Below are 25,240 nucleotides of genomic sequence, written 5' to 3'. Positions count from 1 at the left end.
CCCCCCTCTGCCCTGCCGGGCATCTCCCCCTCAAGGGGGGAGATCGGCAAGACGGCCCACTGACGCTTCACTCGCAACGTTCAAGAAGGGCGATAGCGAGCAACTGGTCGATCTCCCCCCTTGAGGGGGAGATGTCCGGCAGGACAGAGGGGGGTGAGGCCGCACCCACCGGCGCCTCACGCCAAAACAACCGTAAACAACCCCTCCACCGTCTCCGTCTCCAGCTCCACCACCCACAAATCACTGTCGAAGCGGCGTTCCTTCTCCAGCAACGCCTCGACTGCAGGCCCTTCGGCATTCGTCAGGCGTAGCTCGAAACGACGTTCGGCCCTCTCCTCTTCATCATCGGAAAAGCTCTGAGGCGCTGGGCCATAGAGGTTTTCCAGACCGGTGCGAAGGCGTTGACGGATGAAAATCGCTCCTGCCGCATCCGCGCCTTTGCGCTCGATGGCGGCGAAATCGCCTGCGGAAAACACGCGACGGACAAGGGCGGAAACGAAAATCTCGGATTTAAGACGCATATCCGATTAGCTATCACAAAGCGCCGATGGATTTCAGCTTTTTCAGCACGGCCTCGTTCGGCTCGCCGGTTTCCGGCAGGCGGTAGTGCTTCTCGAAGTTGCGGATGGCGGTGCGGGTCTGTTCGCCCGGCACGCCGTCCACCTTCACGGAGGCATAGGCGATGTTGACGAGACCCTGCTGGATCTTGGCGACGAGATCCTTTCCGGCAGGCTTGGCCGATGGGCCTGATGTTAGCGACACCGGCTGCGCCTTGGGCGGATTGCTCTCGGCGTTGCGAATAGCAGCCGCTACGGGATCGATCGCCACGCCACCGGAATTGGCAGCAGCTGGGCGGTCCTTCGGCAGGGCTTTGGGAATGGCCGCAACTGTGGTGGCGCTGTCTATTTTCAGGGCCGAAAGAATGCGGCTGGTGGGCTCGCCGGTCTGTTCCATGCCGACGGTTTCTTCGAAGAACAGCACGGCCGCCGTGGTGCGGGGGCCGGGCATGCCATCCGCCACACCTTCGTAAAGGCCACGGCGGGCAAGCTCCCGCTGGATTTCGGCAACAATTTCGGATGGTTGATGCGGCGTCGCCTGCGCTATCGCACTCGCCACCGGATCGGCCGGCGGCGTGGCAGCCAAAGGCGGCGCAGCGGGTTGCGGCGTATCGGTCTGGCGTTCGATGCGGAACGTCGTGACGTTGCCGTGCTCTCCCAACCCCGAGGCCAGACGATATCCGGGAATCCCGTTGGGGTTTTCCTCATCACGCGTGCGCAGGAAAGGCGATGGGTGGTGGCCGGGCTGATACCACAGTGCATTGGCCGCAACGAAGCCGAACACCACCAGAAAGGCGGTGCAGCCGCCGACGAGTTTTGGATGACGCAGAAGCTGGTTTCCGATGGCGAGAGCGGCCACGGAAACGAACCCCGGCTCCTTGCGAACCGGTGTTTTCCTAGGCGATTTTCGCTTTGGCGCGGCCATCCGCAACATCCTCCTTCATCGTGTCAGTCACAGGTGTCTGTGGCTTGAGGCGCGGTGGAAATTCCACCGGTTCTCTTGCATCGTCCCAATCTCCGCCGGTCTTCTGGCCGGAGCCATCCGCTGGCAGCAGGATCGTTACCATCGTGCCTTCACCGGGGCGGCTGGTAATGGTCACGGTGCCGCCATGCAATTCGACCAGCCCCTTGACCAAAGCAAGGCCAAGGCCCGTGCCTTCGTAGCGGCGGGTATATTCGTTCTGGACCTGCATGAAAGGCTGGCCGAGAAGCGCGATCTTGTCAGCAGCGATACCAATGCCGGTATCGCTGACCGTCAGCTTCAACATGTCGCCTTCCAGCGAGGCGTCCATGGAGACCACACCACCCGATTCGGTAAACTTGATGGCATTGCCAGCCAGATTGATCAGAACCTGCTGGATGGCGCGTTGATCTGCAACGACCTCACCCATGTCGCGCTGGATGCGGCTGGTCAGGGTCAAGCCCTTCTGCTTGGCCTGAAGACCCAACATGCCTTCGCAGGTGTTGATGGCATCCGAGATGCGAAATGGCTCCATCAGCAATTCATAATGGCCCGCTTCCAGCTTGCTCATATCCAGCATGGTGTTGACCACCGACAGGAGATGCGCGCCAGACTGGCGGATGAGCGAGACATATTCGCGCTGGCGGTCATTTTCCAACTTGCCGAAATACTCGCCTGCCAGAATATCGGAGAAACCGAGAACGGCATTCAGCGGCGTGCGCAACTCGTGGCTGACGGCGGCAAGAAAGCGCGACTTGGCATCATTGGCCGATTCGGCTTCCGCGACCTTGCGGGCAACTTCCTTGCGCAGGATTTCCTTTTCGGTGATATCGCGCAATTGCCCGATAGCCCCGACAAGCCTGCCGAAACGATCACGCTCGGCTGTGATATCCATACGGCCATAAATGAACTGGGTCTGGCGGGCAGCAGCGGCATTTTCAAAACGCAGATCGGCAATGGCATTGTCTTCGCCCTGCCGTAGCGCATCGAAAGCCTGCATCAGGCCGATACGATCCGAGACATGCACCAGCTCCGCGAAGAAATGGCCCGCGCAGTTCTGGAAACGCGCTGGAAATTGCTTGAGATCGCGACCGGACACGCTTCTGACGACGCCGTGCTCATCGAAGACCACCAGCAGACCCGGCACCTGCGTTGCCAGCACCATATTCTCTGTCACCAGCGTGGTACGGGCTTCCGGCTTGACCGGTTTGCGCAGGGCCAGCAGCGAAGCGGCGGCGGCAAGGAACACGGCAAAGACAGCCGCAACGCCCAGAGGCAGCGCGACGGAGACCGGAAAAATCAGGCAGAAAACCGCTGGAACGACGAAAAATGCAGCAAGGCCGAATGCGACGAGACGACGCAAAGCCTGAACCGTTGCGGTTCGCACGCTTTCGTCTTCTTCCATGCGCGACAGCCACATGCCCGTGGCATGATCGATCAACGCAACCGCTTTTTCCGTAATATTACGCAATACCTGAACACCGAATTCCATATGGGCCGGACAGCCCTTAACCATGCCCGACAATAGAGGCCCCCGGCTTAAGGAAAGGCTAAAAGCGGTTGCGCCTACAGCCGCTAAAACCCTTGAGAGTCTCATTTCGGAGCATTTGCGCCAGACTTTGCATTTCATGGTTAATGACGGGTAAGCAAAGGATTTTGTTATATTTTTCTCATTGCGTTAATCTTTGTGGCAGGCCGGACCGTCGCTATCCCCTGCATTTGTTGGGGACCGCCGCAATTATGCTTAACATCAACGGCTAAAACTCTAACGAAAAGCGATTGTCGGTCCAGCGACGGAACAAATAGCTACAATTTGAATTAAATTCTGCCGGTTTCTGCAAATGGCTGTTTGTCTGTTGGGGATAGGGTGATGCCAAGCCCGGACAACAGGGCAAACACGGATGACCCGAAAAGGGCGACGGTTGAACAGGGTAGTTTCGCAATGTGGTTTTTGATCAAGTCATCGATCTTCTTTTCGCTGGTTCTGGTGGCGCTGTCCTACTTCGGTAGTTCCAGCGACAGCAATTCGCAGACCTCACAGATGAACGTCGCCGGCGCTGTCTCAGCTGCCAGCGAGGCCTACCGTTATGTCAGCGCCATCTGCGTGGAAAAACCCGACGTCTGCGTCAAGGGCGCGGAAACATTTCATGCCCTGGGTGAACGAGCCCGCGAAGGCGCGAAGGTCGCCTATCAACTGATCGACGCGCAATTGGCTGGCAGCGAACAGCCTGCAAAGCTTGCAGATGCCGCAGCACCCGCCGTGACCGTACCAGCAGCCACCGTGGATGTTGCGCAGGAGAGCGACGACATCAAGACCGGCACCATCAAGTCCCAGCCCTACGTTCCTCTGCCACAGCGCCGCCCGGCACTCTGAGCCGAACACCCCGCCCATTTCATTGAGGCAACCTGCCTCTATCCCGCCCCTTGCGGCTCACCCGGTGAGCCGCCTGACTGCCCGACTTGCAAACCCTGCACGAATTCCCTTCGTCGCAGGGCTTTTTTTCGTCGGTATGACGGTTCAAATCAGGGACGGTTTGACCTATATGCAAGTCTAAAGCGACGGTAGTTCTCCCCTCCCTCATTCCTGTGACAAGCACAGGAATGAGGGAGGCGTTGATGCGGTTCGAACAACGGATACGGACAAATGGCTTCTCTCGACAAGATCATGGACGACTTTGCCTTTCTCGATGACTGGGAGGATCGCTATCGCTACGTGATCGAGCTCGGCAAAGAGCTGCCGGATTTGGCCGATGAGAAGAAGACGGCCGAGAATAAGGTGCAGGGCTGCGCAAGCCAGGTATGGGTCGTTAGCTATAGCGATGGCGCGAGCGACCCGGTGCTGACCTTCGAGGGTGATTCCGACGCCCACATCGTGCGCGGCCTCGTCGCCATCGTGCTCGCCGTCTACTCCGGCAAGAAGGCCTCCGAAATCGCCAGCTTGGACGCCATCGAAGTCTTCGGCAAGATCGGCCTCGTTGAACACCTGTCCTCCCAACGCGCCAACGGCCTCCGCTCCATGGTCAACCGCATCCGCGCCGAGGCACAGTTGCTGGCCGCTTGATCTGTCGTGGGCGACAGCGCTGACTACACCACCGGCCGATACCCCTCTGCGCCCCAATGGTGGCTGTCGCGTTTGCGGGTGGGTGGTGGCGGTGGGGCGTAGTGTCTGGAGAGGGCGAGTAGCGCGGTGCGCAGCATGAGTTTGGCTGAGCGGACCGGCCATTGTCGTTCGCGTTCCACCAGTTCCAGTCCCTTTTCGAAGCAGCAGACATCGATGGCAACGCCTGCCAGTTCCGGGCCCATGGCGTCGGCGGCCTTTGAAAACCGCATGCGGGCGGCCATGGCGGTGTCGCTCAAGTCTTGCGCGCCGTTGCCCTGCCCCTTCGTGCGCTTCGCTAGACGCGGCTCCCAGGATGCGGTGATGCGCGGGCTGAGGTGGCCTCGGTGGAAATCGCGGGCCAGCCTCTCGCCCGCTTCGAGCGTATCGGCACCGAAGAAGCTTTGGCCATCGCGATCCTTCAGTCGTGACAGTGCCAGCAGGGGCGAGGACAATTCATTGCGACGTGCGGTGTGACGGGCACCATCCATGTCGACAGAGACGGTTTCGCACAGGCGGTGCTGCTCCTGAAAAATCTCGTCGCGATCCTTGACCATGGCCCGCTTGATGAAAGCATTGGCGGTGTCCTCAACGTAAAGTGCATTCCCTTCCCTGCGCAGCAATCCGGCAGAAAGCGTCTGATCCAGAACATGCTTTTCGACCTGCCGCGATGCGGTCGTACCCTGGACGGTGATTTCGATGTCAACGCCACTCTCTTTCATCTGCGCGGGTCCGTGCCCGATGAAACGCAGCAGACGTACCATTCCCCGTTCTTTGCCGTCACTCATTGCGCACCTGCCTGAAGCGTTTCGCGAATGGGGTGGGCCGCTTGCTCCACAGCGGTTACGAAGGCATCGAAGCCCTCATCGTCCCTGCGATCTTCCACCCGTTGGCAGGTGATGCTGACAGTCGAGGGGTCTCGTCCGAAGCAAACGGCGACCTCCCTAATCGGCAGGGACAGTGAGACATGGCTGACATAGAGGGCGATCTGGCGAATATGAGACATGGCGTGACGCCGGTCTCGCCGAACCATGTCACGATCCACGATGTCTGCGAACAGAGTGCAGGTTATCTCGCGCACGCGCTGACAGGCCAGCCGATGCGCCTCGGGGACGGGAGAGGCTGGGCCGGCGCGATAGGTTGGGTAAAGATTGCCGATGGTGGATGCTGGGCTGGACGGTTCAAGGTTCAAGGACATGATGTAACTCCTCATAAAATAGGAATTAATTCATACACCCTGACGATATCAACCACAATCGCTGAAAAACGTTCAATCAACAAGCGGTTGAAAACTTAAGCGGTATTTTTGCATGGGAGCGACAAGGATTATTTTCTTAATCACAAAAGTAGACGATTCCAAAAAAAAGCCGGCCACATGGACCGGCTTTCGAGATTTGCGGATAAGGTGGAATCAGCGAGCAGACTTGCGACGCTGTCCGAGGCCCATTTCCTTTGCAAGGCGCGAACGCGCTTCTGCATAGGCCGGGGCAACCATTGGATAGTCCACAGGCAGGTCCCACTTTTCGCGGTACTCTTCCGGTGTAATGCTGTGATGCGTCGTAAGGTGACGCTTGAGCGACTTGAAAGACCCGCCGCATTCCAGGCAGATGATCTGGTCATCCTGAACGGATTTGCGAACAGACACCGCAGGCTTCTGCTTTTCGACATTCACGGCGGCCACGACAGGCGTAGATGTGCCGCTAAGTGCTGTATGAACGTCAGAAATGAGGCCTGGAAGTTCCGTAACCGGAACGACGTGGTGGCTAACATAGGCAGCAACGATATCCGCCGTCAGTTCGACAAGCAGATCCTGAGCGCCGCCGTATGTAGTTTCAGTCATGTATGTTTCTCCTGTCCATGTCTTCCCTGGCATCGGTCCAGCCCGTCTGCCAGTGAAATGAAGTTAACCCCGAACCCACTGATTTGCGCTTGCTGAAAGACCAACCCGCACTTCTGATCAATACAGAAAGGGCCGAGAATTCTTGCGACAACTGCGTTAAACGGAAAAGATGCCCAGATATTCTACAAAGAGATAGATTAGCCATTAGTAAAATGGTTAACCGGACTATCAGTGACGCACGACGCAAATCAACATCAGTTACTTTACCTGATGTGGATAGCACCAAACCAAAAAAAGTCCAATTATTATTTTGCAATATTTCAAAGCAAAAAGCAGCTATTCTATCTACAAGAAATCACAGGTAACAAAATATGGATGTATGTCCCTATCGCATCGAAGTTAACGCGCTAACAACATATCAATTCAACTTACGGTCTGCTTCAAACTCATCGATTACAGTTGCTCCAGATAGGCGATATCCCATCTGATAAGCAGCTTTGGCAAGCAAATGCGCTGATACTGGGGCAGTCAAAACAACAAAACAAAAGGCTGCGAGAGAACGCGCCAAAATAGAAATATCCAGCGAATTGATACCCACCGCAACAAGAAGAAGTCCTGAACCAACAGTTCCCGCCTTCGAAGCGGCATGGAGGCGAGTATAGAGGTCGGGAAACCGGTTTATTCCAATGGCTGCGGCCAGCGAAAAGAGTGCGCCTAAAAGTAACAGAAATGTGACAAAAACCGCGACAGACCAGCTCATTTTCGGCCCTTCCTGCTTGTGGTTCTACCTGACTTTGCGCGCTTGGATTTGGCGGTCGCGACCGGTCCATCGGCACGGTCCAGCGTCCCTTTCCGGCGCGGCCCATGCTCCGCATTTCGCGACAGAATGAACCGCGCGAATGCAACTGTTGCAAGAAACCCGACGAGGCAGAGTGCCAGGGCAATATCGACGTAGAGGTCGAATTCGGTGCTGATAGCGATGACGGCGATAAAGCCGGTGGCGATGCCGACCAGCATGTCCAGCGCGACAACCCTATCTGGCAATGTCGGGCCGACGATGACGCGGTAAACCGTCATCAGGAATGCGATGGAGAGAATGACGGTGGCAATGGTGGTTGCCACGGAGACCAGCGATTCCGGTGTCATTTGCGAAACGCCTCCATGATCTTTTTCTCGAAACCGTCCGCAATCGACCGCTTCGTCGCTTCCACGTCGCTACAATCCAGCGCATGGACATAAAGTGTCGCGCGATCGTCGGAGACATCGACGGAGAGTGTGCCGGGCGTCAGCGTGATGAGATTGGCAAGCAGGGTGATCTCGAAGTCGCTGGTCACTCTCAGCGGATAGGCGAATATTCCGGGCTTGAGCACAAGCCTGGGCCTGATGGCAAGCATGGCGACCGTCCAAGCCGACAGAGCCAGCTCCTTCAGGAACAGCAGGGCGAGCGAGGCAATGGCAGGCACGCGCAGCCAATGGGTTTCAGCGGCCTTCAACTGATGGCGGACGAGACCGAGACACAGGATGGCGACCAGCGTGCCCAACAGCGTGTTGGCGATGGTCAGGCCGCCGGAGACGGCAAGCCAGATGACGACGAACAGCAATCCAAGCACATAACGGCTCATCGGGCGGCTCCATTCGGAAAGACGGAGCGGATATAGGCCGATGGATCGGCAAGGCCATCTGCTGCCTGTTGGCTGAGCCGCATCACGCCTTCGGGAAACAGACCGAAACCGATGACGAGAAACGTCAAAGCGGCGAGAGGTACAAAAGACGGCGGTTGGGTTGGGACCGTTATCTCCCTCATGCCCGCGGGTGATGGACGCCAGAAGCACAGCAGGAACATACGGGCGAAAGCGATGGTGCACAGGAACCCGGAAACGAGAATTGCCGTCGCCAGCCACCAGGCCCCGATATCGATTGCGGATTTGGTCAGCATGGCCTTGGGCCAGAAGCCGGAAAAGGGCGGAAGGCCGGAGCCTGCGAAAAACAGGGCAAGCGCCATTGCCGAAAACCAGTGTGCCTTGGCGTAGAGGCCGCTCAGCTCCGACAGCGTCCAAGCGCCGCCCAGCCGGGCGGCGTGACCGATGGTGAGGTACAGCGCCGTCATGACCACAACGGAATTCAGCGCGTAAAAGACGACGCCAGCCACGGCAGAGGGAGAACCGATGGCCACGCCTGCGAGCATGGTTCCGATGCCGGAGATGACGACATAACCCAGCATGCGCCTGATATCGTTCTGGGCCAGCGCACCCATGGCACCGAGGATCATGGTAAGGGCCGCGACGATGGCGATGGCAAGGCTCAACTCGTCCCGCTGCACCGGAAACAGCATGATCATGACGCGCAGCAGCGCATAGATGCCGACCTTCGTCAGCAGCCCGCCAAACAGCGCCGATACGACGATTTTGGGCGTGTGATAGGATGCGGGCAGCCAGAAATTGACGGGAAAAGCTGCGGCCTTCATGGCGAAAGCCAGCGTGAAAAGAGCGGCCAGCGTCATCAACGGCGCACCTTCACCGGCTGCGGTGACCTTCAAGACGATATCGGCCATGTTGAGTGTGCCAAAGAGGGCGTAGAGATAGCCGACGGCAATGAGAAACAGGGTAGTGCCGATGAGATTGAGCACGGCATATTTCAGCGCACCGTCGATCTGCTCCTTCGTCGAGCCCAGCACGATGAGGCCGAAGGATGAGACCAGCAGCACCTCGAACCAGACATAGAGATTGAAGATATCGCCGGTCAGAAACGCGCCGCTGACGCCCGCCATGAGCAACATCAGGAACGGATAGAAGCCGTAACGCCGACCGCTGTCATCCACATCAGCACTGGCATGCACTGCGCAGGCAAGGGCGGCGATGGCACCGGCAAGAGCAAGGGCCGCACCGGCCATGTCTGCGGTGAATGCGATGCCGAAGGGTGGAAGCCAGCGGCCCATGACCATGGTGACGGGGCCGTGCGTTGCGACTTTCCACAACAATGCCGCATCGATGACGACAAGCAGGAATAGGCCGAAGATGGCAATGCCAGCGTGAAGGCGGGTTGAGTGACGCACCATCATGAGGATTGCGCCGATGCTGATGCAGAGCGCAACGGGAGCCACGATCAACCAGTCGGCAAGCGGGGTCGGCTGCATGACGAGTGCGGCGGTCATATCGATGGGGGCGGAGCCGGAAACGGCCATGTGTTATGTCCGTTTCTCAGTAGCCGAGTGGTGGAAGCGGTTCGCTTCGCGGTTCTGCGGCGCGCATCTCGTTGCTATCGTCGGTTTTCAACGCCTGAAACGACCGCCAGACCAGCACCGCGAGAAAGCAGAAAAAGCAGAAGGAAATGACGATGGCCGTGAGGATGAGCGCCTGTGGCAACGGGTTTGCCGCATGTGACGCCAGCACATCCTCACCGGTGCCGATGATAGGCGGCACGCCGCGCGTCAGTCTTCCCGCCGTGAAAAGCAGCAAATTGACGGCATTGCCGAGAATGGCGATGCCGAGCAGCATCCGCACCGTGTGGCGCGACAGCATGAGATAGACAGCCGCGAAAAAGAATATGCCGACAAGGACAGAGAAAACGGCTTCCATCAGTCGTGCTCCCTTTCTTCCAGCGCCAGCGCAATGGCCGTAAAGCCACCGACCACGACGAGATAGACGCCGATATCGAAGGAGATGACGGTGGCCAGCGGCACCTCTACACCGGCAAAGCTTGGATAGATCCAAAGCCCGGTCATGAATGGCACGCCGACAAAGACAGATGCGATGCCGGACAGCGTGGCGAGCAACAGGCCAAAGCCCGCGATGGACAGCGGGTGGAAGACGATGGCGCGGCGCACGGTTTCAACCCCGAATGCGATGCCGTGAATCGCCAGCGCCGACACCGCAATCAGCCCGCCAATGAAGCCGCCACCGGGTTCGTTATGGCCGCGCAGCAGCACGAAGATGGAAAACAGTAGCATGAGGCTGGTCATGACAGGCGCAATGGTGCGGAAAATCAGCGTATTCATGCCCTACCCTCCTCTTTGCCTGCATTGGCCGCGGGCTTTGAACGGATGCGGATCAGCGCCAGAATGGCAAGGCCGGTGATCATGACCACGGCGATTTCGCCCAGCGTGTCGGTGCCGCGAAAGTCCACGATGATGACATTCACCACATTGTTTCCGTGGGCGATGAGCTTGGAATAGGCGCTGAAGAATTCGGTGAGGCTAGCGTCGAATGGACGTTCGGTGGATTTCAGCAGCATCAGCGCGAAACCCGTGCCGCACGCAGCAGCAATGGTGCCATCCACCAGTTTCTGGCGGAATTCACGATGATCGGATGGCGAGAGGCGCAGCCGCGTCATGACCAGCGTGAGAATGACGACGGAGAGCGTTTCCACCATGAACTGGGTAAACGACAGATCCGGTGCGCCGAACAGCAGAAACAGCACGGCGACGGCGAAACCCTGAATGCCGAGCGCGACGATTGCCGTCAGGCGGCTCGTCGCCATCAGCACGGCGATGAGACCGATGATGGCAATGGCGATGAAGGTGAGTTCGTGCAGTTGGATATCCGCCGGCCAGGCGGGCATGGCAGGCAGTTCATCATAGACCGACAACGACACTAGCAGCACAAGTGCGATGATGGCAAACGTGATGGCGACGTAGGATTTCAGCCGGCCGGTCTGGATGGTGCGGGTGGTATAAAAAGAGAGTTTGACCAGCGCGGACATGACGCCATCGAACGCCTTGTCCGGCCCCGGACCGGCAGCATCCAGCGCATGGTTCATCAGCCTGCGGGCGAACGATAATTTGGTATAGACCATTACCCCCAGCGCCACGGTGAAGAGCGACAGCGCCAGCGGAACGCCGATATGCGGGACCAATGACATGTCGACGATGCGTGTTTCACCTGCGATGGCAGTGGCCATGGGCGTGGAGACATAGTCGTGGAAAACCCCGGAAAACAACGCGGCCAGAAGACCGGCGAATGCCAGCACGGCAGGGCCGAGCCAGAGCAGAACCGGGCCTTCGTGGGCCTGTTTCGGCGTTCTGGTCAGTTTTCCAACGAAGGGTTTCAGCGCAACAGCAAATGCGACGGCCAGCATCAGGGCATTACCTATTATGGCGATGCCGGTGAAGAGAATGGCACGCGGATTGGGGTGCGCCAGCGCGTAATAGATTTCTTCCTTGGCGAGAAAGCCGAGCAAAGGCGGCAGGCCCGCCATGGAAAAGGCCGCTGCCATGGCCGCAATGAAGGTTATGGGCATGGCCTTGCGCAAGCCGCCAAGCTTCGTCACATCCCGCGTTCCCGCTTCATGGTCGATGATCCCCGCGACCATGAACAGCGCACCCTTGAACAGCGAATGGGCGACCAGATAAAGCACCGCCGCTTCGATGGCGTGTTCCGAGCCGAAGCCGGTGAGCATGACCAGAAGGCCGAGCGATGAGACGGTGGTATAGGCCAGCATCAGCTTGAGATCGGTCTGGCGGATGGCGAGACACGCGCCCGTCAGCATCGTCAGCCCGCCGAAAAAAGGCAGCAGAATTTCCCACGCCGCCGTTTCGCCCATGATGGGGTTGAGCCGCATCAGCAGGTAGACGCCCGCTTTTACCATGGTGGCGGAGTGTAAGTATGCCGATACCGGCGTCGGCGCTTCCATGGCGTTGGGCAGCCAGAAATGGAACGGAAACTGCGCCGATTTGGTGAAAGCGGCCCCCAGGACCAGCAGCAGCGTGGCGAAATAAAACGGGCTCTGGCGCAGCACATCGCCACCGTGAACCAGCAATGAAAGCTGGGTGGTGCCGCTGATGTTCCAGATGAAGATGAGGCCCGCCAGAAGCGCCAGCCCGCCACCGCCGGTCACCACCAGCGCCTGCAAGGCCGCACGTCTTGCGGCTTCCCGCTTATGATCGAAGCCGATCAGCAGGAACGACGTGATCGATGTCAGTTCCCAATAGACGAACAGCATCATCAGGCTATCCGACACCACCACGCCAAGCATCGCACCCATGAAGAGAAGCAGAAACGCCATGAAACAGCCCTGCTGCGGATGACCTTTCATGTAGGCACCCGCATAAAGCACGACCAGCGTGCCGATGCCGGTGATCAAAAGCGCGAAGATGAGCGACAGACCATCGATGAACCAGGAGAAGCTGAGATTGAAGCTGGGCACCCAGACATAGCCGCCGGTGACGACTTCCCCAGCAGCGATTTCCGGGATGAACCGCAAGAAGTGGACGAAGGCCAAGGCAGGCGCAAGTGCCAGCAGCCAGACGCCACGGTGGCCGAGCCTGCCGATAGCGACGGGTGCGCACAATGCCATGACGAAGGGCAGAAACAGCACGGCGAATGTCAGCAGCGCGACATTTGCGATCATCTCGTCTCCCCCACCCCTGCTGCCGTTTGCGGCTGCGTTTTATATTTTGGCCAGATGCGAAGATAACAGCGCCTTGATGCCAAGTTAAACCCGCATCCTCTTTTAACCGGGCGGTTGGTGCACTATCTTGGGGACAAACGAAAGGATCTCCGCATGAGCGATCTCAAATCACCCAAAATCACCAAGTCCGATGCGCAGTGGCGCGAGGAACTGACGGCGGACCAGTACCGCATTCTCCGTGAGCACGGTACTGAACGACCGTTTACCGGCCCCTATTGGAACAGCACGGAAAAAGGCCTGTATCGCTGCGCCGCCTGCGACGAGCCGCTGTTCATTTCGGATACGAAATTCGATGCCGGCTGCGGCTGGCCGAGCTATTTCGAACCGGTGAAGCCAGATGCGGTCACCGAACATCGCGATACCGCGTTCGGCATGGTGCGGACCGAAATACGCTGCACCAATTGCGGCGGCCACCTCGGCCACGTCTTCCCCGACGGCCCACCGCCAACCGGCCTGCGCTACTGCATCAACGGCCATTCCATGGTCTTTGAACCGCAGGACTGAGTTGGTTTTTGATATTGAAAAAGCCACGTTACCGGAAGGCGACGTGGCTTTTTGATGTCTCAAACCTCCCCTGATGCAAATGAGAACCCCTCGTCCTGCCAGCCGGTGATGCCGCCGATCATGATTTTGACCGGCCGCCCAAGACGCGCAAGGTTAAGCGCGGCACGGTCGGCTCCGTTGCAGTGCGGGCCAGCGCAATAGACCACGAACAGGGTATCCACCGGCCATTGCGCCATGCGCTCTGCCGTCATATCCGCATGGCGCAGGTGAATGGCACCGGGAATGTGCTTGCGGGCGAAGATGTCCGGCGAGCCGACGACGTGCAGGAGAACGAAATCCTGTTCTCCGCTTTTCATGGATGCAGCCACATCCGCACAATCGGTTTCAACCGAAAGCCGCTGGGCAAAATGCTCGATCGCGACCTGCGATGATGCGGCGGGAATATCGGTTACGTAGCTCATGGGTCTCTCCTGTGTTGGACTGAAAAGACTTTACGCCCGACACGAAAACACTAGCAGATGGCATGATTGCCATATATCGTAAACATCATGCCAAACCGTTCGCTCTCGCCATCCAAACCCAACCGCCTCGTCGTTGCCCTTGCCTATGACAGGCTGTGCACATTCGAATTCGGTGTTGCCGTCGAAGTCTTCGGCCTGCCGCGCCCGGAAATGGGTGAGGACTGGTATCGCTTTGCCGTGGCGGCGGTGGATGAGGGTGAAATGCGGGCGATGGGCGGCATGCGCTTCGTTACCGATGGCGGGCTGGATCTGATCGAGCAGGCGGGAACCATCATCGTGCCGGGCTGGCGCGGCATCGACGAGCCGGTGCCGGAGGCCTTATGTGTGGCTTTGCGCAAGGCGCATGATAAGGGCGCGCGGCTTCTGTCACTGTGTTCCGGCGTTTTCGTGCTGGCCGCGGCAGGGCTTCTGGACGGCAGACAGGCCACCACGCATTGGCGCTATACTGATGCGCTCAAGGCGCGGTTCAGCGACATCGAAGTGCTGCCGGGTGTGCTCTATGTGGATGGTGGCAATGTGCTGACCGCTGCGGGAAGTGCGGCGGGCATCGACCTTTGCCTGCACCTGATCCGTCGCGATTTCGGCGCAAAGGCTGCCAATTCCGTGGCACGGCGGCTGGTGGTGGTGCCGCACCGGGATGGCGGGCAGGCTCAATTCATCGATAAGGCGGTTCCCGAAACCCATGAGAAGGCGCGGCTTGGCCCCTTGCTGGATGCCATGCAGGCGAAGCTGACGGAGGATTACACCGTCGCACGGCTGGCCAGCATGGCGGGCATGAGCAACCGTACATTTCTGCGCCGGTTCGAGGCCGCGACCGGCACGACGCCTGCCAAATGGTTGCTGTTGCAACGCCTGTCAAAGGCCAAGGACCTGCTGGAAACATCCCGTCTCGGCATTGAGGCCATTGCGGAAACGAGCGGGCTTGGCAGCGCCGCCAATCTGCGCCACCACTTCCGCCAGCAGTTTTCCACTACACCTGCGGCCTACCGCGACCGCTTTGGACGGCGGGCCGCCTAAGCGACCGGAAGTTTCAGTTCCATGCAGGTGAGGTCCAGCCAGCGGTCGAACTTGGTGCCGACCTCCGAGAAGCGGCCAGCAACGCGAAAACCAAGGGTTTCGTGAAGACGGATGGAGGCGGTGTTTTCCGATTCGATGGCACCGATCAACACATGCACATCGTGTGTTTTGGCGTGATCGATCAATGCTTGCATCAACAATTTGCCGAGGCCAGCACCGCGCGCGTTCTTGTGCACATAGATGGAATGTTCGCGGGTGTGGCGGTAGCCATCGAAGGCACGCCAATCGCCGTAGGAGGCGTAACCGGCAACGGCTCCGTCCTTTATGGCGACGATGACCGGAAAGCCGCGGTCTTTGCGGATCTTGAACCACTCCTTGCGGTTTTCCAGATCGACCAGAATCTCGTTCCAGATTGCGGTCGTGTTCAAAACCGCATCGTTATAGATCTCCATGATGCCTGGAAGATCATCAACGGTGGCGTCGCGTAGTTCTGTGGTCATGCTGTATATCCGCTGCAAATCAATGTCCGGCGACCATAATGCATGTCGCGAAACTGTGCAGCGATTTTACGCGGTCACCGGTGTCATGCTGAAACTGGTCATGACGGCGGTGTAATGCACAGCGGCGGCAACCACGACGAAGCCGTGCCAGATGGCATTTTGAAACCGCAAACGTTCCCACACATGGAAGATGACGCCCATGGAATAAATGATGCCGCCGATGACGATGAGCCACAGGCTCAGGGGCGGCAGGTGGTAAGACAGGCGATCCGCCACCATCACGCCGCTCCAACCCATGCTGAGATAAAGCAGGATCGTCAAGCGATCGAACCGACCGGGAAAGAAGCATTTCAGCAGGATGCCTGAGATCGCGGCCACCCATATTCCGGCCAGCGTTACGGCGATGAAGGGATCTTCGATACCGCGCTGGAGAATGGGCGTATAGGTCGCGGCAATAAGAATGAAGATACCGGAATGATCCAGCCTGCGCAGATACCATTTGACGTTGGAATGCGGCCAGATGTTATAGGTAAAGGAAATGGACAGGCAAGCGACGAGCCCGAACGCATAGATCCACACAGCCGCAATGGCGCTGATACTTCCCCACAGGGTGACGTAGAAGATGAGCGCCGTCGCGCCGATCAGCGCAAAAACGATACCCACCCCATGCACGATGCCATCGGCGACGATTTCTGGAAGATCATAGCGGCGTCCAAAGCGCCAAAGCTCACTCATAGTCTGTTCCCGCGTATTGGTTTAGAGATCATGCAGGCAATATGAGACGGGAACAAGACCATCGGCACGAAAGCCGATCACTTTGCATTCACGCCTGTCGTAAAAGTAAAGCGTGTTTGCCGTGTGGAGTCATTGTCAACAAATAGCACACGCTGCATCGCCAAATGGCTATCTTTTCTGAACGATGAAGTCGGTTCATAGTTCCCGCAATTTACGTGAACAGGAGTGCGTGGCATGAATGAAAACAAGCAATTTGCGCTGACCCGCCCGGCCTATGTCGGCCAAGCCCATCTCGTGGTGCGGGATTTGCCACTGGTATCCGAATTCTATCAGAACATCATCGGGCTTTCGATCATCGAAAAATCCCCCAGCGGCGAAGTGCTGGGTGTGAACGGCCAACCGCTCCTGACGCTGACGACATCGCAGAACGCGACACGCGCGCCAAGCGGCGCTGCTGGGCTTTTTCACACCGCCTTCCTGATGCCGAGCCGCAGCGATCTGGCCTTGTGGCTGACGCATGTGGCTCACAACAATGTGGGACTTCAGGGCGCTTCGGACCATCTCGTCAGCGAAGCCATCTATCTGGCTGACCCGGAAGGCAACGGCATCGAGGTCTATCGTGACCGGTCGCCAGAAGAATGGACGTACCAGCCGGACGGCACCGTCGCGATGTCGACGCTGCGCCTCAATCTTCAGGAGCTTTATGACAGCGCCCCAAAGGCGACCTTCGCAAAGGCTGCGGATGGTACCGCCATCGGGCATATCCATTTGCAGGTTGGCGACATTCCACAGGCGGATGCCTTTTATCAGGACGTGCTGGGTCTCAAGATCATGGCGCGCTACCCCGGTGCCAGCTTCTTCGGCTCCGGCGCTTATCACCACCATGTCGCGGCCAATATATGGAACAGCCGTGGTGCTGTGGCTCGTTCAGACAACATGACGGGACTTTCCGGTTACTCGTTGAAATTCAACGAAAAAGCGGAGTTCGACAAGGCTCTGGCGGCACTGGACAAGATGGAAATTGCCACCGAACGGCAGAGCGACGGGATTGTGGTGAAGGACCCCTGGGGGATTGGTCTGAAGCTTTCGGCCTGATGACCGGTCGGGCAGACATCTTCCGTCTGCCCATTTAATGATTCAGCCCCCGGAACCGCACTATCAGTCACGCGTTATACGGCCTGATGGGGGACTGCTTGATGAATGATCAGACGATTACCAACCGCAAACACGCGGCAAACATAGCGGCAGGCGATATCGTCATGCGCGGCGCGCTCGGCTCTGCGCAGGATGACGAACGTAGCCAGCAGCCGCTGGGCCGCGAAGCGCTGGATGTGGCGGTGGCATGGTCCATCGTCGGCATCTTTTTCATCATATTGATGGGTGTCATCCACTCACTGTCGATCATTCTGATCCCGGTCGTCATGGCCATCGTCGTAGGCATGATCCTCGGTGTTGCGGCGAGCAAGTTGAACTCCTACGGCATTCCCGGATTTGCGGTGGCGCTCATTCTCTCATCCGCTGTCGCCTTCGTGCTCTTCCTCGTCATCAACTCGCTGATCGACCCGCTGTCCACTTTGGCATCGGAAGGCCCAGGCATTATCGAAAAGGCCATCGACCGCTTTGTGCCCTATCTGCAAAGCCTGCGTTGGCTGAATTTCTCCGCTGCGACCTTCAGCCTAAGCTCGATCTCGCTCGAGTCCATCATCTCGCGTAGCGGCGACATCATTTCCGTCGTCGGATCCAACCTGACGCCAGCCATCGTTCAGGGCCTGATCTTCTTTGCGGCACTGCTTTTGTTCCTCTACAGCCGCATCCGCTTGCGCAAAGCCATGATCATGGCGTTCCCGCAGAGACATCAGCGCCTGCGTACCATCCGCACCATCGCCTCCATCGAGCATGTTCTCAGCTCCTACTTCGCCACAGCATCGCTGATGTATGCCGGGTTGGGCGTGACCATGGTCATCATCGCCTATGCAGGCGGCCTCGCCATGCCATTCCTGTGGGGATTGTTTGCATTCCTCTCCAGCTTCGTGCCATTCCTTGGCATTACCGCCATGACGCTGGCGCTGGCGATTGCAGGTATTCTGACCCATGACAGCCTTCTCTTCGCCTTCCTCCCCGCCATCGTTTTCTTCACCATTCACCTGCTGATGGAAAATCTGGCCTTCCCGGCGGTGGTTGGCAAAAACATGGAAATCAATCCCTTCCTCGTCTTCGTCGCCATTATTTTCTGGACATGGATGTGGGGCGCTCCTGGCGCAATGCTGGCCCTGCCCCTCTCGCTGATCGGCATGACCATAGCTCGAGAGCTCTTCCCCTCGCGCCGCGTCGTACCGAATTTGCCGTCTTAGTTCGATGGTGCGTTGAAAGCAGGGTCGTCCAGGCGGGTGAAGATCACGCCGCGGGCCTTGAGGGCGAGAAGACCGCGAACGACGCCTTCGCCGGCTTCGTGGGTGGGCTGGTTGATGTGGGCGATGACGACATCGCCATCCTTGGCTGACGCGATGTGCTTTGCCGTCATGCCCGCGCCCAGCAGCGACCCGCCATCCCCGTTGATGGAGTAGCCGGCGACCCGTTCTCCGAATTGATTGATGGTGGCCATGGAGGAGTTGGTGTATTTGGCCGTGGCACCACGAAACCATTGCGGTTGATGGCCGGTGGCAGCGGCGATGGCGAGCCTGCCGCCTTCCACTTCCTGCTCCACCGCCGCAGTCGAGCCTGCCGCGGCGATGCCGTAGATGGCGACGGGCTTGTCGACGGCCGGAATATGGTTTTCGCCGTGATTTTCCAGCTCGAACAGGTCGGGATGGGACATCAGCACGGCCAGTGCCTGCGGGTTATGCTTGAGCCAGCGGGCCGTGACGAAGATGGTGGCCGGAATTTTCTCGCTGACGAGCGTGTCGAGAATGCGGAAATCCGTCTTGCCCATGCAGGCATCCAGCGTTATGGCGACACGTGGTGCATGCGCCTTGCCCGGCTGCATATGCAGTGTCGGCTCGACAAGGCCCGAACCCGCAAATGCGGGAGACGCCATTACAGCCAGCAGGGAGACAACCGTCAGGGACTTACGCATTTCAAGGGCTTTCAATCTTCGATGCCAAGGCAATTCCGCCCGCAAAGTGCCGGAATTATGGCGTGGCGGCTGGCAGGCCATCGAGTTCCGAAAGCTTGGCCAAGGCTTCTTCCACGCGCGCGCAATCGCTGACGCTGAGTGGCATGACCGGCAAGGGTGGCTGGCGGTGCGTGAGCGACAGCAGGTTTGCCGCCGCATAGACCACTCGGAAGCTGCCGAATTCCCTGAACAGCGCCCAGAGCGGTTCGAAATGCTCTTCGATTCGCTGCACTTCCGCCGTATCGCCCGCTTTCGCGGCATTCAACAGACGCAGGCTCGGCACCGGCAGCAGCCCGCCTATCACGCTGTACCAGCTATCCGCACCTTGCAGCAGAGCCTCCGAGCAACCCCAATCGCCGCTGTAACCAATGGAAAAATCATCGCCCAGACGCGGGCGCAAACGCTCCAGTTCCGCTTTGAACGCCATCTCTGATGGCAGAGGCATTTTGACGGCTCGGATGTGGGGAATATAGGCCAGCCGCACCAGCAACTCGTCGCCAAAGGAAAAATGCGTGGTGGACGGATTGTTGTAGATGCAGAGCGGCAGACTGGTTGCGCCGGCAACAGCTGCGAAATGGTGATAGGCCTCTTCCTGCGTCAGCGGTGCGTAGGAAACGGGCGCCAGCAGCAGCGCGTCGGCCCCGGCGGCTTCCGCATCCTTTGCCAGCGTCACGGCGTCGTTGGTGCGCAACGTGCCGACGCCCACGATAAGCGGACGAGCACCGTTCAAGCACTGCGCTGCGGCCTCGACCGCACGACGGCGCTGTTCTCGTGAGAAATAGACATAGCTTCCGGTGCTGCCCAACAGCCCGACCGAATCCACCTGTGCCGCGCTCAAACGCTCGATCAGCCGTGACAGTGTCTCGACATCGACCACCCCGTCCTCATCCGCTGGTGTCAGCGGAAAAGCCGAAAGCCCGTGAAAACTCACACCCATGCAACCTGCCCCTGAAAAACCCTCTGGGACAAGGCTTAATCAGCAAATCAGCATGCGGCAATATCAATATAAAATCAGTTAGATATCGTTGCGGATTGGCAACGCCAAGGCGACGAGCGCAAGGGGATCAGCGAGACGCACGGTTGCGATCTGGTTTCTTCTCCCCGCCGGGGAGAAGGTGGCCCGAAGGGTCGGATGAGGGGGCGAGCGTCAATGGATTCGGAGAGCTTGCCCCCTCATCCCGCTGCCGCGACCTTCTCCCCCACGGGTAGAAGGCACCAAGACGCACCCGTTCATTCCCTGATTAGAAAAGAGAGGCCACGCTCTCAATCATACATGTAGTGCTTTGCCCATTGGGCTTCCGGCACTTTGTCTCCGACCTTGTAGTCGAAGTTGCGGATGCCCAGTGTCGATGGCGCAATCTGGCATTTGTAACGCAGGCGGTACCACTCCCCGCCACTGCGGAACACAGCACCGGACGCATTGATGCTGTCTGGGGCAACGTCAGGGTCGCCGAAGGCATAGGCAATGACCTTGTCCGGCTTCATTCCTTTTTGTTCCTTCGCGATACGCTCCATGGCCTCGATGTCACATCGCTGCTCCAGGCGCTCCTCCGGGGCAAGCGCGTTGAGCTGGCGAAGGATACTGGCATCTATGGCCAGCGCAGGCATGGCTGCTGACAGGCAAGAGAGGGCTGCGAGAAAGGCAACGGGCATAAGCTTGTACATAGGATCCTGTCGGGCTTTTCGTTCTTCTTGTTTTGATTCGCGTGGCAAATGCGTTGCTGTGCAAGCATCTGCACGGATGTGTCAGATTTGCGATCTAGTGTGAAATTGTGATCGAAAGCGGACCAAATTGTGCTCGAGCCTTCTTTTGCGCGTGGCGATTTGCAGCTTGAACGACCACCGGTCGCACTCTACATCTTTTGCAAACGCAGACCGATTTCCATGAAAGCGAGATACCTTGTCCATTTTCAAGAACCTGCCCGCAGCACCCGTTGCCGAAAAAAAGCCGATCAGCGATACGCATCACGGCATCACCCGCACGGATGATTATGCGTGGTTCCGGGCGGATAACTGGCAGGCGATGTTCAAGGACCCGACCCTGCTGGACCCGGCCATCCGCACGCATCTGGAAGCCGAGAACGCCTATATGGAAGCGGCTATGGCCGATACCAAGCCGTTGCAGGAAAAGCTGTTCGAGGAGATGAAGGGCCGCATCAAGCAGGATGATTCCTCGGTGCCGGTCAATGACGGCCCTTACGCCTACGGCACCCTGTTCGTGACGGGTGGCGAGCAGCCGCATTACTTCCGCACGCCGCGCGGTGGCGGCGAGAAACACGTTTTGTTGAACGGCGACAAGGAAGCCGAAGGCAAGGACTATTTCCGCCTCGCGGGCCTCGACCAGACCAGCGATCACAGTCGCGGCATCTGGGGTTATGACGACAAGGGTTCGGAATATTACACGCTGCGCATTCGCGAGCTGGAGAGCGGCGAGGACCTGGCCGATGTGATCGAGAACACCGCCGGTGGTGGTGCTTGGGCACCGGATGGCAAGAGCTTTTTCTATTCGCTCCAGGATGAAAACCACCGTCCGTCGAAAGTCTTCCACCACATCATCGGCGAGCCGCAGTCTTCCGACCGCCTGGTTTATGAGGAAAAAGACCCCGGCTTCTTCATGGGCGTCGGCGCGTCCGTGCTGGACGATTTCATCTTCATCGACATTCACGACCATGAAACCAGCGAATACCGCCTTCTGTCCACCAAGGACCTGACCGCCGAACCGCAGATCGTGGCGGAACGTGAAGAAGGCATCGAATATTCGCTGTGTGAGGGCGGCGATGTTTTCTACATTCTGACCAACGATGGCGACGCCAAGGATTTCCGCATCTGCCAGACGCCGGTGACGGCACCGGGCAAGGAGAACTGGACCGAGGTTGTGCCGCACGAACCGGGCCGCCTCATTCTGGATATCGACGCCTATGCGCGCCACCTCATCTGGCTGGAGCGTCGCGACGGCCTGCCGCGCATCGTCATCCGCGACCGCGTGAGCGGCGAAGAGCATAGCGTTGCCTTTGACGAAGAGGCCTATTCGCTGGGACTGCATGGTGCGGCGGAATACGATACCAACGTCATCCGCTTTAGCTATTCGTCCATGACCACGCCGAGCCAGTTGTTCGATTACGATATGGTGACGCGTGAGCGCACGTTGCTGAAAACGCAGGAAGTGCCATCTGGCCACAACCCTGACGACTACGTGACGCGCCGCATTATGGCGACATCGCATGATGGCGCGCTGGTGCCGGTGTCCCTGCTCTATCGCAAGGATACGCCACTGGATGGTTCGGGCCCCTGCCTGCTCTATGGTTACGGCGCTTACGGCATTTCCATTCCCGCATCCTTCAGCACCAACAATCTGTCGCTGGCCGACCGCGGCTTCGTCTATGCCGTGGCCCATATTCGCGGCGGCAAGGACAAGGGTTTCGAATGGTACGAAACCGGCAAGATGGAGCACAAGCAGAACACGTTCAAAGACTTCATCGCCGCTGCCGACCATCTGGTGAAGGACGGCTTCACCTCCTACAGCGGCATCATTGCCGAGGGCGGTTCTGCCGGTGGCATGCTGATGGGTGCGGTTGCCAATATGGCACCGGAGAAATTCGCCGGCATCATCGCCGCCGTTCCTTTCGTGGACGTGCTGACGACCATGCTAGACGACACCCTGCCGCTGACGCCGCCGGAATGGCCGGAATGGGGCAACCCGCTGGAGTCGGAAGAGGAATATCAGTGGATCTCCGCCTATTCGCCTTACGATAATGTCGGTGCGAAACCCTACCCGCCGCTTCTGGCCATTTCCGGCCTGACCGACCCGCGCGTGACCTATTGGGAGCCGACCAAGTGGGTAGCGAAGTTGCGGGAACACACGACGGGTGAAGCACCGATCCTGCTGAAGACCAATATGGCGGCTGGCCATGGCGGCAAGTCCGGGCGCTTCCAGAGGTTGGAAGAGATTGCGTTTGAGTATGCGTTTGCGTTGAAGGTGGCGGGTAAGGCTGCGGTTTAAGGGCTCGTGCGCCACCCCCGCTCCCTCATTCCTGTGCTTGTCACAGGAATGAGGGGAGTGTGGTGGTCGAATGCGAGGTTCCATTAACGCTCGAACCCAAACGGATAGTCATGCTCGGGCTTGTCCCTGATATCTGCCACGTTGCATCCGCAGAAGCTTGATTAGATCCTCGGGACAAGCCCGAGGATGACGAATTCTCCGCATTTGGGAGAAAAATACTTCGTTAAATGATTTATTTGAGATTTTTTTCCGCAAAAATCCGAATTCAGAGTTATTTGAATATATATTTCACATTAATTGAATTTTAATTTTTTATTCAGTCAAGTGACGCATATCGTCAGTAAAAAATGACACTTCGCGAAGTATTGTAAATCATCCGAAATGGTTCCGGAGAATCTTGCATGGCTGCAATGCGCCATTTCGCGTTGCAATATCATCTTCTCGCCGTATTATAAAAACCGTTGACATATTTATGCGCTTTTTCGCCGCTGTGACTGCGGCTTTCTTCGTCGCTGTCTAGCGGCATTCCTTTGACGACGTCTTGTTCGTCTTTCCGCGCGTGTCATTCAACATGGGGCTTTCGCGAGCTAAGCTGGCGGAATTGATGCCCCATGGCTTTAGCTCTGCGTTCTGGCAGCGGTATCGTTTCGATGTTGCGCCGGCGCTTTTGGCAGGCCGGGCTTTGCAGTGCCCCGGTATGCCTCACATAAACACTGCATTAGACTTGGGGGTCTTACAATGAAGAAACTCCTCGCCTCGACCATTCTTGTCACGGGCTTCACACTTGCCGCCGCTGCTGGCGCAAGCTCCGCCAACGCCGCTGAGACCTGCGGCAATATCTCCATCGCTGAAATGAACTGGGCCTCTGCCGGTGTCGCGGCTTACGTCGACAAGTTCATCATGGAAAACGGCTATGATTGCACGATCGATATCGTGACCGGCGACACCACACCGACATTCACCTCCATGAATGAAAAAGGCCAACCCGATATGGCACCCGAAATGTGGGTGAACACGCTGGGCGCGCCTTACGAGGAAGCCGTCAAGAAAGGCAACCTCATTCAGGAGGTCAAAATCCTGAACGATGGCGGCGTTGAGGGATGGTGGATACCGAAATATCTTGCCGACGCGCATCCTGATATCAAGACCGTAGAAGATGCGCTCAAGCATCCCGAACTGTTCCCCGCACCGGAAGATGCCAGCAAGGGTGCCGTCTTCGGTTGCCCTCCCGGCTGGGGTTGCCAGCCAACCACCGCCAATCTCTTCAAGGCCCGCAAAGCCGCCGACAAGGGCTTTACGCTGGTTGACACCGGCTCCGGTGCTGGCCTCGATGGCTCCATCTCCAACGCCTATGAGAAAAAGCAGGGCTGGCTCGGCTACTATTGGGCACCAACCGCCATTCTCGGCAAATACGATATGGTCAAGCTGGACGACGGCGTTGAACTGGACCGCGAAGCTTACGACACTTGCATCGTCAAAGCCGACTGCGCCGACCCCAAGCCCAATGCCTATCCGGTGGCAGACGTGTTCACGGTCGTGACCAAGGAGTTTGCCGAAAAGGCCGGTCCTTCCATCGAATACGTCAAGAAGCGCCAGTGGGGCAACGACACCGTTGCCGAAGTTCTGGCTTGGATGGACAAAAACCAGGGCACCAATGAAGACGGTGCGGCGTACTTCCTGGAAAACCATGAGGACATTTGGACGAAGTGGGTCTCGCCTGACGTGGCTGAGAAGATTAAAGCTTCGATCTGATGTGAGTGTGGTGGGGCTGCGGTTTTATCGCAGCCTCGGCACTTGTGGCTTACCCCCCTCTGCCCTGCCGGGCATCTCCCCCACAGGTGGGGAGATCGACTCGTGGTTAGCTCTCGGCCATCTCTAATGTTGAGAGTGAAGCGGGGTTTGTGCGCCCAGCCGATCTCCCTCCTTGTGGGGGAGATGTCCGGCAGGACAGAGGGGGGGGGTGAGCCACACCCACAGATCCCTCCATCAAA

The 25,240-nt window shown here is 58.2% G+C and carries 27 protein-coding genes; 8 read left to right on the top strand and 19 right to left on the bottom strand.

Annotated features, from left to right (window positions below):
- Positions 1–176: 176 nt before the first annotated feature.
- From CPJ18_RS12965 to CPJ18_RS12955, 3 genes are read right to left on the bottom strand one after another with little or no spacing between them, the layout of a single operon-like run.
- Positions 177–521: a DUF1491 family protein gene (locus tag CPJ18_RS12965; protein WP_103658764.1), complete on the bottom strand. Its 345-nt coding sequence runs from the start codon at positions 519–521 to the stop codon at positions 177–179.
- A gap of 13 nt (positions 522–534) precedes the next feature.
- Positions 535–1,482 carry a peptidoglycan-binding domain-containing protein gene (locus tag CPJ18_RS12960; RefSeq protein ID WP_103658762.1) on the bottom strand — a complete coding sequence of 316 codons (948 nt, stop codon included), beginning with the start codon at positions 1,480–1,482 and terminating at the stop codon, positions 535–537.
- Entirely contained in the window at positions 1,454–3,034 is a 1,581-nt protein-coding gene (locus CPJ18_RS12955) for a sensor histidine kinase (RefSeq protein WP_245445407.1), read from the bottom strand. Before CPJ18_RS12955 ends, CPJ18_RS12960 begins: the two co-directional genes overlap by 29 nt.
- Positions 3,035–3,460: 426 nt before the next feature.
- Here CPJ18_RS12955 and CPJ18_RS12950 point away from each other — a divergent pair, with 426 nt between their 5' ends.
- Positions 3,461–3,892, top strand: a complete 432-nt coding sequence (locus CPJ18_RS12950) for a DUF5330 domain-containing protein (protein ID WP_103659114.1) — start codon at positions 3,461–3,463, stop codon at positions 3,890–3,892.
- Between the two features lie 270 nt (positions 3,893–4,162).
- Positions 4,163–4,579, top strand: a complete 417-nt coding sequence (locus CPJ18_RS12945; protein ID WP_103658760.1) for a SufE family protein — start codon at positions 4,163–4,165, stop codon at positions 4,577–4,579.
- Positions 4,580–4,602: 23 nt separating this feature from the next.
- On the opposite strand, the gene CPJ18_RS12940 is transcribed toward CPJ18_RS12945, so the two are convergent.
- The 10 genes from CPJ18_RS12940 to CPJ18_RS12895 all read right to left on the bottom strand — a co-directional run bounded on the left by CPJ18_RS12940 (position 4,603) and on the right by CPJ18_RS12895 (position 12,800).
- Positions 4,603–5,403, bottom strand: coding sequence for a DUF6456 domain-containing protein (locus CPJ18_RS12940; RefSeq protein WP_103658758.1), 801 nt, complete (start codon positions 5,401–5,403; stop codon positions 4,603–4,605).
- The gene (locus tag CPJ18_RS12935; RefSeq protein ID WP_167397893.1) at positions 5,400–5,813 is read right to left on the bottom strand and encodes a helix-turn-helix domain-containing protein; all 414 of its coding nucleotides are present in this window, start codon (positions 5,811–5,813) and stop codon (positions 5,400–5,402) included. The genes CPJ18_RS12940 and CPJ18_RS12935 overlap by 4 nt, the downstream gene beginning before the upstream one ends.
- Positions 5,814–6,026: 213 nt before the next feature.
- Positions 6,027–6,455: a Ros/MucR family transcriptional regulator gene (locus tag CPJ18_RS12930; RefSeq protein ID WP_045231215.1), complete on the bottom strand. Its 429-nt coding sequence runs from the start codon at positions 6,453–6,455 to the stop codon at positions 6,027–6,029.
- A gap of 418 nt (positions 6,456–6,873) precedes the next feature.
- Positions 6,874–7,215 (bottom strand): monovalent cation/H(+) antiporter subunit G, encoded by a 342-nt coding sequence (gene mnhG, locus CPJ18_RS12925; RefSeq protein WP_103584792.1) that lies wholly within the window; start codon positions 7,213–7,215, stop codon positions 6,874–6,876.
- Complete coding sequence (locus CPJ18_RS12920) at positions 7,212–7,601, bottom strand: cation:proton antiporter (RefSeq protein WP_103658754.1); 390 nt, start codon at positions 7,599–7,601, stop codon at positions 7,212–7,214. Before CPJ18_RS12920 ends, mnhG begins: the two co-directional genes overlap by 4 nt.
- Positions 7,598–8,077 (bottom strand): Na+/H+ antiporter subunit E, encoded by a 480-nt coding sequence (locus CPJ18_RS12915; protein WP_103658752.1) that lies wholly within the window; start codon positions 8,075–8,077, stop codon positions 7,598–7,600. The genes CPJ18_RS12920 and CPJ18_RS12915 overlap by 4 nt, the downstream gene beginning before the upstream one ends.
- Positions 8,074–9,636: a Na+/H+ antiporter subunit D gene (locus CPJ18_RS12910; protein ID WP_103658750.1), complete on the bottom strand. Its 1,563-nt coding sequence runs from the start codon at positions 9,634–9,636 to the stop codon at positions 8,074–8,076. The genes CPJ18_RS12915 and CPJ18_RS12910 overlap by 4 nt, the downstream gene beginning before the upstream one ends.
- Before the next feature lie 16 nt (positions 9,637–9,652).
- Positions 9,653–10,030, bottom strand: a complete 378-nt coding sequence (locus CPJ18_RS12905) for a Na+/H+ antiporter subunit C (protein ID WP_103658748.1) — start codon at positions 10,028–10,030, stop codon at positions 9,653–9,655.
- Positions 10,030–10,449, bottom strand: coding sequence for a Na(+)/H(+) antiporter subunit B (locus CPJ18_RS12900; RefSeq protein ID WP_103658746.1), 420 nt, complete (start codon positions 10,447–10,449; stop codon positions 10,030–10,032). The genes CPJ18_RS12905 and CPJ18_RS12900 overlap by 1 nt, the downstream gene beginning before the upstream one ends.
- The gene (locus CPJ18_RS12895) at positions 10,446–12,800 is read right to left on the bottom strand and encodes a putative monovalent cation/H+ antiporter subunit A (protein WP_103658744.1); all 2,355 of its coding nucleotides are present in this window, start codon (positions 12,798–12,800) and stop codon (positions 10,446–10,448) included. Before CPJ18_RS12895 ends, CPJ18_RS12900 begins: the two co-directional genes overlap by 4 nt.
- Positions 12,801–12,953: 153 nt before the next feature.
- On the opposite strand from CPJ18_RS12895, the gene msrB reads away from it, so the two are divergent.
- Complete coding sequence (gene msrB / locus CPJ18_RS12890) at positions 12,954–13,364, top strand: peptide-methionine (R)-S-oxide reductase MsrB (protein ID WP_077119166.1); 411 nt, start codon at positions 12,954–12,956, stop codon at positions 13,362–13,364.
- Positions 13,365–13,423: 59 nt separating this feature from the next.
- On the opposite strand, the gene CPJ18_RS12885 is transcribed toward msrB, so the two are convergent.
- On the bottom strand, positions 13,424–13,825 hold the full coding sequence (locus tag CPJ18_RS12885; protein WP_103658742.1) for a rhodanese-like domain-containing protein: 402 nt from the start codon (positions 13,823–13,825) through the stop codon (positions 13,424–13,426).
- An 87-nt stretch (positions 13,826–13,912) separates the two neighbouring features.
- Here CPJ18_RS12885 and ftrA point away from each other — a divergent pair, with 87 nt between their 5' ends.
- Entirely contained in the window at positions 13,913–14,902 is a 990-nt protein-coding gene (gene ftrA, locus CPJ18_RS12880) for a transcriptional regulator FtrA (RefSeq protein ID WP_103658740.1), read from the top strand.
- Here the strand turns inward: ftrA and CPJ18_RS12875 are convergent.
- Positions 14,899–15,402: a GNAT family N-acetyltransferase gene (locus CPJ18_RS12875; RefSeq protein WP_103658738.1), complete on the bottom strand. Its 504-nt coding sequence runs from the start codon at positions 15,400–15,402 to the stop codon at positions 14,899–14,901. The genes ftrA and CPJ18_RS12875 overlap by 4 nt on opposite strands.
- A 66-nt stretch (positions 15,403–15,468) precedes the next feature.
- A complete protein-coding gene (gene trhA, locus CPJ18_RS12870) occupies positions 15,469–16,137 on the bottom strand; it encodes a PAQR family membrane homeostasis protein TrhA (RefSeq protein WP_077119161.1) in 669 nt (222 codons plus the stop codon).
- A 234-nt stretch (positions 16,138–16,371) separates the two neighbouring features.
- Here trhA and CPJ18_RS12865 point away from each other — a divergent pair, with 234 nt between their 5' ends.
- Both CPJ18_RS12865 and CPJ18_RS12860 read left to right on the top strand, forming a co-directional pair.
- Positions 16,372–17,232 carry a VOC family protein gene (locus CPJ18_RS12865; RefSeq protein WP_103658736.1) on the top strand — a complete coding sequence of 287 codons (861 nt, stop codon included), beginning with the start codon at positions 16,372–16,374 and terminating at the stop codon, positions 17,230–17,232.
- A gap of 101 nt (positions 17,233–17,333) precedes the next feature.
- Positions 17,334–18,488 carry an AI-2E family transporter gene (locus tag CPJ18_RS12860; RefSeq protein ID WP_167397892.1) on the top strand — a complete coding sequence of 385 codons (1,155 nt, stop codon included), beginning with the start codon at positions 17,334–17,336 and terminating at the stop codon, positions 18,486–18,488.
- On the opposite strand, the gene CPJ18_RS12855 is transcribed toward CPJ18_RS12860, so the two are convergent.
- The 3 genes from CPJ18_RS12855 to CPJ18_RS12845 form a co-directional block, all read right to left on the bottom strand.
- Positions 18,485–19,210: a polysaccharide deacetylase family protein gene (locus CPJ18_RS12855; RefSeq protein WP_103658732.1), complete on the bottom strand. Its 726-nt coding sequence runs from the start codon at positions 19,208–19,210 to the stop codon at positions 18,485–18,487. The genes CPJ18_RS12860 and CPJ18_RS12855 overlap by 4 nt on opposite strands.
- 55 nt (positions 19,211–19,265) lie before the next feature.
- Complete coding sequence (locus CPJ18_RS12850; protein WP_103658730.1) at positions 19,266–20,186, bottom strand: dihydrodipicolinate synthase family protein; 921 nt, start codon at positions 20,184–20,186, stop codon at positions 19,266–19,268.
- A 326-nt stretch (positions 20,187–20,512) separates the two neighbouring features.
- The gene (locus CPJ18_RS12845; protein WP_083716615.1) at positions 20,513–20,914 is read right to left on the bottom strand and encodes a DUF930 domain-containing protein; all 402 of its coding nucleotides are present in this window, start codon (positions 20,912–20,914) and stop codon (positions 20,513–20,515) included.
- Positions 20,915–21,149: 235 nt separating this feature from the next.
- Between CPJ18_RS12845 and CPJ18_RS12840 the strand changes: the two genes are divergently transcribed.
- Positions 21,150–23,249: a S9 family peptidase gene (locus CPJ18_RS12840; protein WP_103658728.1), complete on the top strand. Its 2,100-nt coding sequence runs from the start codon at positions 21,150–21,152 to the stop codon at positions 23,247–23,249.
- A 738-nt stretch (positions 23,250–23,987) separates the two neighbouring features.
- Positions 23,988–25,001 carry an ABC transporter substrate-binding protein gene (locus CPJ18_RS12835; protein ID WP_103658726.1) on the top strand — a complete coding sequence of 338 codons (1,014 nt, stop codon included), beginning with the start codon at positions 23,988–23,990 and terminating at the stop codon, positions 24,999–25,001.
- The last annotated feature ends 239 nt before the right edge of the window (positions 25,002–25,240 follow it).

Origin of the sequence: Agrobacterium rosae, assembly GCF_002915175.1 — a bacterium.
GTDB lineage: Bacteria > Pseudomonadota > Alphaproteobacteria > Rhizobiales > Rhizobiaceae > Agrobacterium > Agrobacterium rosae.
Note: the sequence above shows the minus strand (reverse complement) of the source record. Positions and strands in the feature narration are given on the sequence as shown.